Below are 9,436 nucleotides of genomic sequence, written 5' to 3' on the forward strand. Positions count from 1 at the left end.
ATGAAGACGTCGATGATCTTCAGCTCGGGCTCGTCCATGCCGCCGTAGAGGTGGTTCAGGAACATTTCCTTGGTGAGCGTCGTGCCCTTCCGGAGCGAGAGCAGCTCGAGCATCTGATATTCCTTGCCGGTCAGATGCACGCGGATGCCGTTCACTTCCACGGTCTTGGCGTCGAGGTTCACCACGATGTCGCCGGTCTTGATGACCGACTGCGCGTGGCCCTTCGAGCGGCGGACCACGGCGTGGATGCGGGCGACCAGCTCATCCTTGTGGAACGGCTTGGTCATGTAGTCGTCGGCGCCGCCCGAGAAGGTCTTCACCTTGGTCTCGATCTCGGCCGTGCCCGACAGGATCATGATCGGGGTATTGATCTTGCCGACGCGCAGCGTGCGCAGGACGTCCATGCCGCTCATGTCGGGCAGGTTCAGGTCCAGCAGGATGAGGTCGTAGTCGTAGATCTTCCCCAGATCGACGCCTTCTTCACCCAGGTCGGTCGTATAGACGTTGAAACCTTCGGACTTCAGCATCAATTCGATGCTTTGCGCGGTCGCGCTATCGTCCTCGATCAACAATACGCGCATTAGCCTCTCCTGCCCGCGTCCCCGCATTCCCGGCGAATTCTGGTGAATCCGCTCTCTGGCTCGCCGTTAACCTGCCCTACCGTCCTTTAAGACCGGTTAATGGGACTGGCTCCCCGGTGAGAATCGTTAATCTGATTTCGGATTCGGACTCAAGCTGAGCCGACGGGGCCCGGAGTCGGCCGGCAGTTGAATCTTTTGTGATTGGACGGCGGTTCCGAAGCAGGGGCGGGAACACCTTGTGGCGGCAGGGGTTTTGACCGGCAAGCAAGGCCGGAGTGAAACCATGACGGACCATCCCGAAACCCTCGAGCGCTATCGCATGCCCTGGCGCCGCGACTACGTGAAGCAGGCTGTCGCGCTGGGCCCGATGCTGCGGGCGCTGCCGAAGAATCCGCTGTTCCTGATCGGCGCCGCTGCGGTCGGCGTGGCGGGCGTGCTGGCTTGGCGCAACCGCGAGAAGATCGCGGCCACCGCGGGCCCGATGATCGACGACGCCAAGGCCAAGGGCCAAGCGATGATCGACGATGCCCGCGCCAAGGGCGAGGAACTGATCGACCAGGCGAAGGCTACGACCGAAGCCGTGGTCGCCAAGACCCGCAGCCGCAAGGCCGCGGCGACACCGCCGACGACCGAGATCCACTAGGCTCGCAAGCGACCAGGCTCCACGACGCCCGCCATGGCCCACATGGCCGGCGTCGTTGGTGTGCGAGCGGTCGCCAAGGCGAAATGGGCGCCCTCGGGCGGCCCCAGAGTGCAACCACAAATCTTCAGGTTTCGGTCGCCCTCGCGGCCGATGAGGCTCTGCATCGCCCGGCACGGATCGGCTCTGGCCGGCTGCGGCGCCTGGACGCGGCAAAAATCGCCGAGCGGGGCCTACGGCAGAGGCTGTTCTTCATACCCCCTTAAGGCTGCCAGCCCATCTTCCGGGGCATAGCTCAAGGGGCGTGCGTGCAGAGCCTTGTGGCCGCGATCGAGCGGCTGGATCCATTGACGGTGTCGGGCCGCGTCGCGGCGGTGAACGGACTCCTGATCGAGGCCCGCGGCGGCCTCTCGCGGCTGGCTGTCGGCGCGCGCGCCGAGATCACCCGCTTCGCCGAGAAGCCGGTCGCCGCCGAGGTGGTGGGCTTCCGCGAGAACCGGGCGCTCTTGATGCCCTTCGGCCCGGTCGAAGGCGTGGCGCCGGGCGCCGAGATCCGAATCCAGCCCCTGGGCTCGGCCGTGCGGCCAACCAAGGCCTGGCTGGGCCGCATCGTTGACAGCTTCGGCCAACCCATCGACGGCAAGGGGCCGCTGCCACAGGGCGTCGCCGCCTATCCGCTGCGCGCCTCGCCGCCCTCGGCCCACTCCCGCGCCCGCGTGGGCGAGCGCCTGGACCTGGGCGTGCGGGCCATGAACGTCTTCACCACCTGCTGCCGCGGCCAGCGCCTGGGCGTGTTCGCCGGCTCCGGCGTCGGCAAGTCGGTGCTGCTGTCCATGCTGGCCAAGAACGCCGACTGCGACGCCGTCGTGGTGGGTCTGATCGGCGAGCGGGGCCGCGAGGTGCGCGAGTTCATCGAGGAGACCCTGGGCGAGGAAGGTCTGCGCCGCGCCATCGTCGTGGTCGCCACCTCGGACGAGCCGGCGCTCAAGCGCCGTCAGGCCGCCTACATGACCATGGCCATCGCCGAGTTCCTGCGCGACCAGGACATGGAAGTCCTGTGCCTGATGGACTCGGTCACCCGCTTCGCGATGGCCCAGCGCGAAATCGGCCTGGCCGCCGGCGAGCCCCCGACCACCAAGGGCTATACCCCCACCGTCTTCACCGAGCTGCCGAAGCTGCTGGAACGCGCCGGCCCCGGCCCGATCCGCCCGGACGGCACCAAGGCGGGGCCGATCACCGGCCTCTTCACCGTGCTGGTGGACGGCGACGACCACAACGAGCCGATCGCCGACGCCGTCCGCGGCATCCTGGACGGCCACATCGTGATGGAGCGCGCGATCGCCGAGCGCGGCCGTTTCCCCGCGATCAATGTGCTGAAGTCGATCAGTCGGACCATGCCGGGCTGCCAGGGCATGGAGGAGCGCGAGGTCGTTCGCCAGGCGCGCGAGGCGCTTTCGGCCTATTCGAACATGGAAGAACTGATCCGCATCGGCGCCTACCGCGCAGGCGCCGACCCCCTGATCGACCGGGCCATCGAGCTCAATCCCGCCGTCGAGCGGTTCCTGTCGCAGAACCCCAACGACGTCACCAGCCTGGAAGACAGCTTCCAAGGCCTCGCCGACATCCTGAACGGAGCCGCCTGAAGTGAGTTGGGCCGAATCCCTGATCAAGCTGTCGACCTACGAGGCCGAGGTCCTGCAGAAGCGACTGGCCGAGATCGTCGACCGCCGCGTGGCGGCCGAGCTCCGCCTCGCGATGCTCGAGGCGGAGGGCGAGGCCGAGATGGCCTTCTCCGCCCAGGAAGCCGCGGCCGGCATCTACCGCGCCGGGTTCTTCGAGGGGCTGAAGGTCCGCAAGGCCAAGGTCCGGTCCGAGATCGACGTCATCCTCATCGAGGAAGCGGGCGCCCGCGACGCGCTCTCCGAGGCCTTCGAGGCCCAGAAGAAGTACGAGCACATCGCCGAAGGCCTCCGCGTCGAGGCCCGCAAGCAACAGGGCCGGATCGAAGCCGCCGCCCTGGACGAGCTCGGCCTGCGCAAGCGCGCGGTAGGGTAGACGCCACCCCTCCCAGCGGCGAGGCTCCGCGCCTCGCGAGGGAGTTTCACATGCGTCGGAAGATGAGGGCGGGCGTGCTGGCGGCCGCCATGGTGGCGAGCGCGGCGCAGGCGGCCGACCGGCCGAGCGCGCGTGACCTCGGCATCGCGCCGGGCGTCTTCCGCCCCGGCCCCGACAACGCCATCACCGACGTCGCCGGCGTGAAAGTGGGGCACGTCACCCGCATCGAGGGCGACGACGTGCGCACCGGCGTCACCGCCATCCTCCCGCATGGCGGCAACGTGTTCCAGGACAAGGTCCCGGCGGGCGTCGCGGTGGCCAACGGCTTCGGCAAGCTGACGGGGACGACGCAGATCATCGAGCTGGGCGAGATCGAGACGCCGGTCGTGCTCACCAACACGCTCGCCGTGCCGCGCGCGTTCGACGGGCTCCTCACCTGGACGCTGGCCCAGCCCGGCAACGAGAAGGTCCGCTCGGTCAACGCCGTCGTGGGCGAGACCAACGACGGCTACCTGAACAACATCAGGAAGCGGGTGATTGCACCTGACGACGTGCTGAAGGCGCTGGCCGAAGCCAAGGCCGGGCCGGTGGAGCAGGGGGCGGTCGGCGCCGGGACCGGGACCATGGCCTTCGACTGGAAGGGCGGGATCGGAACGAGCTCGCGGGTGCTGGCCAAGGCGCTGGGCGGCTACGTGGTCGGCGTGCTGGTGCAGTCGAACTACGGCGGCACGCTCATGGTCGACGGCGATCCGGTGGGCCGGCGCTCCGGTCGCTATTACCTGCACGAACACGCCCCGGCGGCCGGATCGGCCCCGCCGTCGGTCGCCGACGGCTCGATCATGATCGTGATCGCCACCGACGCCCCGCTCAGCGACCGCAACCTGACCCGGCTGGCCAGGCGCAGCTTCGCCGGCCTGGCGCGGACGGGCTCGGCGTTCACCAATCGGTCGGGCGACTACGCCATAGCGTTCTCCACCGCCGCCGAGGTCCGCCGCACGCCGGCGCGGCGCAGTGCGGTTTCGCAGGTGGCCGAGCTTCCCAACGACCAGCTCTCGCCGCTGTTCGTCGCCGTGGCCGACGCCACCGAGGAGGCGATCCTGAATTCGCTGTTGAAGGCCCGCACGATCGAGAGCCGCGACCTCGACGGCAAGTCCGTGCGCGGCGAGGCGCTGGACCCGAAGCTGATCAAGCCGCGGCGCTAGGCGGCGCGCTTGCGCGGCGGTGCATGGCCCACCGCCTCCAGGATCCGCGTCACGGCCGGTGACGTCGCATCCGCCCGCCGGTAGGCCACGCCGACCTCACGTCGCAGGCCCAGGTCGGCGAGCGGGCGGGTGGCGACGCGGGCGTCCGCGCGGACCACGCCCTCGGGCAGTACGGTCGCGCCGACGCCGGCCTCCACAAGCGCCAGGGCCCACTCCTCGGTGGTGGCGACGGCGACGATCTGCGGCTTGAAGCCCAGGTCGCCGGTCTGGTCGGCGTTCTCGCAGTTGCAGCGGCCGATCAGCGGCAGGCCGTCCAGGTCGGCCAGCATCACCTGCGGCTTCAGGCGCAGCTCGTGGCGCGGCGGCAGGGCGAGCACATAGCCCTCCGACCACAGCGGCGCGAAGGCCTCGCTTTCGTCGGTCATGGATCGGGCGACGATCCGCGCGTCGCAGGGCTCGTCGGCGGCCACCAGGAACAGCCGCACGTCGCCGGCCTCGGTGAGCGGCTTCAAGAGCGGCAGCACGCGCGGGATGTCGAGGCTGGGCATCAGGCCCAGGGTCACCTCAGAGGCGGGCGGCGGCGCAAACAGCGCCTTCAGCGACAGCGCGTCGTCCACCACCCGGCGCGCGCGGTCGTAGAGCGCCACGGCCGCGTCCGTCGCGGTCACGCCCTTGCGGTGGCGGACGAAGAGAATGGTCTCGAGCTCGCGCTCCAGGGCCGCGATGGCGGCCGAGATCGAAGGTTGGGAGATGAAGCAGCGGCGGGCGGCGGCGGTGACGCTTCCGGTCTCGTAGACCGCCAGGAAGTAGCGCAGCTCCCGCAATTCCATAGTCACAGCCTATATCGATGGTCGGATATCGATATTTTACATATGCGGGACAAGGCGGCCAAGTCTCGGATGTTCAGGAGAACCCCGATGCCTTCCCACAAGACCTTCCCCTCCCTCGCCGCCGTGGTCGTCGCCGTTTCGCTTGCCGCCTGCGCACCCGCCTCCGAAGCCGCGCCGCCGGTTCCCGCCGCCCCGCCGGCGGCCCGTCCGCCCGCGGGGATGACGATCAGCGCGATCCCGTCCGGCTCCACGCAGTCGACCGCCGGCATGGCCTTCGAGGGCGGTCGCCAGGACGACAAGCGCACCTTCGTCGCCGGCGCGATCCTGGTGGACCATCCGAAGGGCAAGCTGCTGTTCGACGCCGGCTACGGCCGCGAGCTGACGCAACACTTCGAGACCGCGCCTGCGATCATGCAGGCGACGATCAGGCCCGTGCTGACGAGCCCGGTGGCCGAGCAACTGGCGGCGGCCGGCGTCCCGGCGTCGAGCCTGACGGCGGTGGTGCTCACCCACGCCCACTGGGACCATGTGAGCGGCCTGCAGCACTTCCCGCAGACGCCGGTCTGGGTCCCGAAGGCCGAGCTCGACTTCGTCAACAGCGACGACGGGAGCGCCAAGCTCGCGCACGACCTCGGGACGCAGAACTATCGCGCCTACGACTTCCCGGACGGCCCCTATCTCGGCTTCGCGCAGAGTCGGGACGTGTTCGGCGACGGCAGCGTGGTGCTGGTCCCGACGCCCGGGCACACACCCGGCTCCGTCGCGGCGTTCGTCTCGACGCCGGACGGCAAGCGCTACGTCCTGGTCGGCGACACCGCCTGGCAGGCCGAGGGCGTGGAACTCCCCGCCCAGAAGCCGATGCTGGCGCGCTCGCTGGTGGACAAGGACGGGCCTGCGACCTGGGCGATGCTGCAGAAGCTGCACGCGGCCAGGCAGGCCGTGCCGGGCCTGGTGATCGTGCCGGCGCACGACGACCGTGTGTGGAAGACGCTGCCGCCGCTGCAGCGGAAGTGAGGACCTAGCGTCCCGCCCGCTCGCGCTCCACGTCCTGGCGCAGGACGTGGAGGTCCTCGCTGATCTTGAAGATCGTGACGTAGAACTCGCAGAAGGCCCGCCACAACAGGACGGCGATGAAGACGCCCAGCATGCCGATGGCGAGCACGGCGACGGCCAGCAGATAGCCCCAGCCGCCTTCGCGGATCGCCACGCCGACCGAGGCGCCCAGCACCCCGAAAGCCATCACGCCGATGATGCCGAGGCCGGCCCAGTAGACGAGGTGGACGAGCGTGCCGGTGATCAGCTTCTCGAAGGTCAGCAGGTCCCACAGGAACTGCCCGCGAGGGCCCTGGGGTCGCTCAAGAGGTCGCCGCATCCGATATCCGAGACTCAGTGGCGGGCGCATGCGTCGCCCGGGCCCGAACCGCTATCAGCCGGGGCCGCGGCCTGCAACGGCCTCCGCTCAGCCCGTGACGGTAGGGCGCGGCGCGGTCGCCTTGCCGGCCGCCCCGCCGATCAGGCCCGCGACCGCCGATCCGGCCGTGCCGAACGCCAGCAGCGAGGGCGGCACGTCGCCCAGGAACACCGAGACGCCGATCCCCAGGAACGCACAGACTCCGCCCGAGAGCAGGCCGCCAACGAGGCTGGCGACCCAGCCGCCGCGCGCGATCCGCGCGTAGAAGACCCCGGCCAGCAACGAGATGCCCATGCCGCCCAGGGCAAAGCCGCTGGCGACGGCCGCCGAGTAGTGGCCGGCGACGACCATGCCCACCTGCGCGGCGGTCGCGGCCAGGGTGACCCGGCCGAAGGTCTTCATGTCCATGTCAGTTCGCCCCCTTGGTTGCGCCGGACGCCACCTTTGCCGAGGCGGCCTTGGCTTCCTGCTGCGCCTGCACCTGCTTCCAGTCGATCGGCCCCTTCACGAAGCTCTCCTTGAGCTTCGTCAGCGAATAGGCGTTGCCCCAACTGAAGTGCCTGTAGAGCGTGTCGTAGGGCTCGCCGGGCTTGTAGCCGACGGCCGTCAACGTCACCCGCGTGCCGCCCGCCACGTCGTCGAACTCCATCACCGTGACGATCTCGCCGAACGCCTTGCCGCCGGGCAGCGCCTTGGGCGCATTCACGTTGCGGATCGCCAGCGTCCGTTCGGGCGCCAGCAGGACGATCTGGTTCCGGATGTTGTCGGCGTCGCCGATCCGGGCCTTGAAATCGTAGCTGCCCTCGATCATCCCGCCGAGCCTGCCGTCCACCTGCGCCACGGGCGTCGCCCAGGCGCGGTAGCCTTCGGTGGTGGTGAACCGCTCCCAGACGGCCTTGCGCGGCGCGGGCACGTCCAAGGCGATCCGCAGCACCTTGTGGCCGTTCGCCTGCACGAACGAGGTGTCGGCCACATCGGGGAAGTCCTTCACCGACTGGGCGGCGGCGGCGCCCGCAATAAGCGCCCCAGCCGCGGCGCCGGCCACGATCCGTCCCACCGTCTTCATCATTGTGGTCGTCCCCCTGGGTTGGCGGCCTGCTCGAGCCGGTTGAGGTAGTCGCGCAGGCCCGCCACCGAGGCGTCGAAGGCGTCCAGCGTGCGGTGGGTGCGCGACTGCATGACCCCGCCTTCCATGACGTTCAGCACCAGGGTCGCGACCATGTGGCGGTCGAGGTCGGCCGGCAGCCGGTCACCGGCCTCGACGAGGCAGCGCTCGACGTGCCCCACCCACTGGCTGAAGTTCGCCGACAGCAGCTCGCGCACGGGCGGGTCCGGCTCGTGCAGCTCCAGGGCGATCGAGCCGATCGGGCAGCCGTAGAGGCAGTCGGTCGCCTCCAGCATGCCGCGATAGCGGGCGAGCAGGGCGAAGATCTTCTCGATCGGGTCGTCCATCCCGTCCCAGGCGGGCTGGAGCAGCATGGGCTCAATGCCCTGGCGGTAGAGGTCCAGCACGGCGATCAGGACGTCCTGCTTGGTGGGGAACGCGTGGTACAGGCTCCCCGCATTCGCGCCCGCCTCGCGCAGGATGTCTTGTACGGATGTACTGAGGTAGCCCTTCTCCCCGAAGAGCTTCATGGCCGCGAAAACCAGCCGGTGGCGGGTAGGGACGTCGTCCATGTCGTCCGCTTGATTGAGCGTTCAACCCAGACAGAAGCACGGCTTGAGTGAGCGTTCAAGCGCTGCTTGGGTGGTGGGCGCCATGGAGGCCGAGGCGGCGGGGGTTACTTCGCCTTCTCCGCGGCGATCTTCTCCAGCGACGCCACCAGGTCGGCGACACGATCCCTCTTCTTGAAGGGGGTGTTCAGGAACCGGTCGATGGGTTCGTTGAAGAGCTTGGGGTCGTCGTAGGGCACGGCGTGCGTGGCGTTGGGCAGCACGGCCAGGTTGGCGTTCGACCGGGCCGAGCTTGAGGTGGTCGACCAAGGCAGCAAGGTCGTCTGCCATCTGCTCGTAGGTGATGCGACCCGCGCTATCGCCGGAGCGTCCCTGGTCGCGGCTGTCCATGGCGATCACCTTGTGGTTCGCCCTGGAGTGGTCGATCTGGGCGGCGAGGTCGCCGATGCTGCCCCCGTTGCCGTTCACCAGGAGCAGCGGCTCTCCCTCACGTAGACCTCGTAGTAGAAGGTCACCCCGTCGTGCGTGAACGTCCCGCTGGCTGCCTTGTTGGCGCCGTAGGGTAACCTTGGCCGCGGCGGCGGTCGCCGTCGGCGGCTTGGCGGCCTTCTCCGGCGCGGGCGAACAGGCGCTCGTGAGCGCGAGGACGGTGGCGAGCGGCGGCGCTCCGCAGGGATCGGATCATGACGCGGGGCCCCTATGCCAGACGCCTCACGATGTAACGGTCGAGCCGTCGGTCAAGGCGCCGGCTCGGCGGCTCCTAAATCGTCCCGACGGTCTTCAGCCGAGCCCGGGGGTGGATCTCGTTCTGGCTCATCACCGGGGTCTGGCCGCGGAAGCGCTCGATGATCGAGCGGACGTAGGGCCGCACGGCCGGGCTGGTCAGCAGCACCGGGGTGTCGCCGGCCATGGCCGCGCGCTCGAAGGTCTCGCGGACGCCGCGGATGAAGTCCTGCAGGCGCGACGGGGCCAGCGCCAGCTGCTTTTCCTCGCCCCCGCCCACCAGGGCGTCGGCGAAGGCGTTCTCCCACTCGCCCGATAGG

13 protein-coding genes are annotated in these 9,436 nt (G+C 69.4%); 5 read left to right on the forward strand and 8 right to left on the reverse strand.

What is annotated here, in order from left to right; translation table 11 throughout:
* A partial coding sequence (locus tag VGD44_RS06375) for a response regulator transcription factor (RefSeq protein ID WP_331085040.1) occupies positions 1 to 581 on the reverse strand: 581 nt, incomplete at its 3' end.
* A 283-nt stretch (positions 582 to 864) separates the two neighbouring features.
* On the opposite strand from VGD44_RS06375, the gene VGD44_RS06380 reads away from it, so the two are divergent.
* The 4 genes from VGD44_RS06380 to VGD44_RS06395 all read left to right on the forward strand — a co-directional run bounded on the left by VGD44_RS06380 (position 865) and on the right by VGD44_RS06395 (position 4,478).
* Positions 865 to 1,224 carry a hypothetical protein gene (locus VGD44_RS06380; protein ID WP_331085041.1) on the forward strand — a complete coding sequence of 120 codons (360 nt, stop codon included), beginning with the start codon at positions 865 to 867 and terminating at the stop codon, positions 1,222 to 1,224.
* 305 nt (positions 1,225 to 1,529) lie between these two features.
* Positions 1,530 to 2,864: a flagellar protein export ATPase FliI gene (fliI, locus tag VGD44_RS06385; protein ID WP_331085042.1), complete on the forward strand. Its 1,335-nt coding sequence runs from the start codon at positions 1,530 to 1,532 to the stop codon at positions 2,862 to 2,864.
* A gap of 1 nt (position 2,865) precedes the next feature.
* Positions 2,866 to 3,276 (forward strand): flagellar export protein FliJ, encoded by a 411-nt coding sequence (locus tag VGD44_RS06390; RefSeq protein ID WP_331085043.1) that lies wholly within the window; start codon positions 2,866 to 2,868, stop codon positions 3,274 to 3,276.
* Positions 3,277 to 3,326: 50 nt separating this feature from the next.
* Positions 3,327 to 4,478, forward strand: coding sequence for a P1 family peptidase (locus tag VGD44_RS06395; protein ID WP_331085044.1), 1,152 nt, complete (start codon positions 3,327 to 3,329; stop codon positions 4,476 to 4,478).
* Here the strand turns inward: VGD44_RS06395 and VGD44_RS06400 are convergent.
* On the reverse strand, positions 4,475 to 5,308 hold the full coding sequence (locus VGD44_RS06400; protein WP_331085046.1) for a LysR family transcriptional regulator: 834 nt from the start codon (positions 5,306 to 5,308) through the stop codon (positions 4,475 to 4,477). The genes VGD44_RS06395 and VGD44_RS06400 overlap by 4 nt on opposite strands.
* Positions 5,309 to 5,395: 87 nt before the next feature.
* On the opposite strand from VGD44_RS06400, the gene VGD44_RS06405 reads away from it, so the two are divergent.
* Positions 5,396 to 6,322: an MBL fold metallo-hydrolase gene (locus VGD44_RS06405; protein ID WP_331085048.1), complete on the forward strand. Its 927-nt coding sequence runs from the start codon at positions 5,396 to 5,398 to the stop codon at positions 6,320 to 6,322.
* A gap of 4 nt (positions 6,323 to 6,326) precedes the next feature.
* Here the strand turns inward: VGD44_RS06405 and VGD44_RS06410 are convergent, their stop codons facing one another.
* From VGD44_RS06410 to VGD44_RS06435, 6 genes are all read right to left on the reverse strand, one after another.
* Positions 6,327 to 6,680 (reverse strand): DUF4282 domain-containing protein, encoded by a 354-nt coding sequence (locus VGD44_RS06410; protein WP_331085050.1) that lies wholly within the window; start codon positions 6,678 to 6,680, stop codon positions 6,327 to 6,329.
* An 87-nt stretch (positions 6,681 to 6,767) separates the two neighbouring features.
* Positions 6,768 to 7,127, reverse strand: coding sequence for a hypothetical protein (locus VGD44_RS06415; RefSeq protein WP_331085052.1), 360 nt, complete (start codon positions 7,125 to 7,127; stop codon positions 6,768 to 6,770).
* A 1-nt stretch (position 7,128) separates the two neighbouring features.
* Entirely contained in the window at positions 7,129 to 7,785 is a 657-nt protein-coding gene (locus VGD44_RS06420; protein WP_331085055.1) for an SRPBCC domain-containing protein, read from the reverse strand.
* Positions 7,785 to 8,396 carry a TetR/AcrR family transcriptional regulator gene (locus VGD44_RS06425; protein ID WP_331085057.1) on the reverse strand — a complete coding sequence of 204 codons (612 nt, stop codon included), beginning with the start codon at positions 8,394 to 8,396 and terminating at the stop codon, positions 7,785 to 7,787. Before VGD44_RS06425 ends, VGD44_RS06420 begins: the two co-directional genes overlap by 1 nt.
* Positions 8,397 to 8,500: 104 nt before the next feature.
* A complete protein-coding gene (locus VGD44_RS06430; protein WP_331085058.1) occupies positions 8,501 to 8,710 on the reverse strand; it encodes a hypothetical protein in 210 nt (69 codons plus the stop codon).
* 443 nt (positions 8,711 to 9,153) lie between these two features.
* Positions 9,154 to 9,436: FHIPEP family type III secretion protein (locus tag VGD44_RS06435; protein ID WP_331085060.1), on the reverse strand; the 283-nt coding region annotated here is incomplete at its 5' end.

The sequence above is a fragment of the Phenylobacterium sp. genome, from assembly GCF_036402295.1.
Lineage (GTDB): Bacteria > Pseudomonadota > Alphaproteobacteria > Caulobacterales > Caulobacteraceae > Phenylobacterium.

Bases quoted from the DNA above. Each gene is read 5' to 3' on its own strand.
- VGD44_RS06380 (WP_331085041.1), top strand. From the start codon at position 865: ATGACGGACCATCCCGAAACCCTCGAGCGCTATCGCATGCCCTGGCGC.
- VGD44_RS06395 (WP_331085044.1), top strand. From the start codon at position 3,327: ATGCGTCGGAAGATGAGGGCGGGCGTGCTGGCGGCCGCCATGGTGGCG.
- VGD44_RS06400 (WP_331085046.1), bottom strand. From the start codon at position 5,308: ATGGAATTGCGGGAGCTGCGCTACTTCCTGGCGGTCTACGAGACCGGA.
- VGD44_RS06405 (WP_331085048.1), top strand. From the start codon at position 5,396: ATGCCTTCCCACAAGACCTTCCCCTCCCTCGCCGCCGTGGTCGTCGCC.
- VGD44_RS06410 (WP_331085050.1), bottom strand. From the start codon at position 6,680: ATGCGGCGACCTCTTGAGCGACCCCAGGGCCCTCGCGGGCAGTTCCTG.
- VGD44_RS06415 (WP_331085052.1), bottom strand. From the start codon at position 7,127: ATGGACATGAAGACCTTCGGCCGGGTCACCCTGGCCGCGACCGCCGCG.
- VGD44_RS06420 (WP_331085055.1), bottom strand. From the start codon at position 7,785: ATGAAGACGGTGGGACGGATCGTGGCCGGCGCCGCGGCTGGGGCGCTT.
- VGD44_RS06425 (WP_331085057.1), bottom strand. From the start codon at position 8,396: ATGGACGACGTCCCTACCCGCCACCGGCTGGTTTTCGCGGCCATGAAG.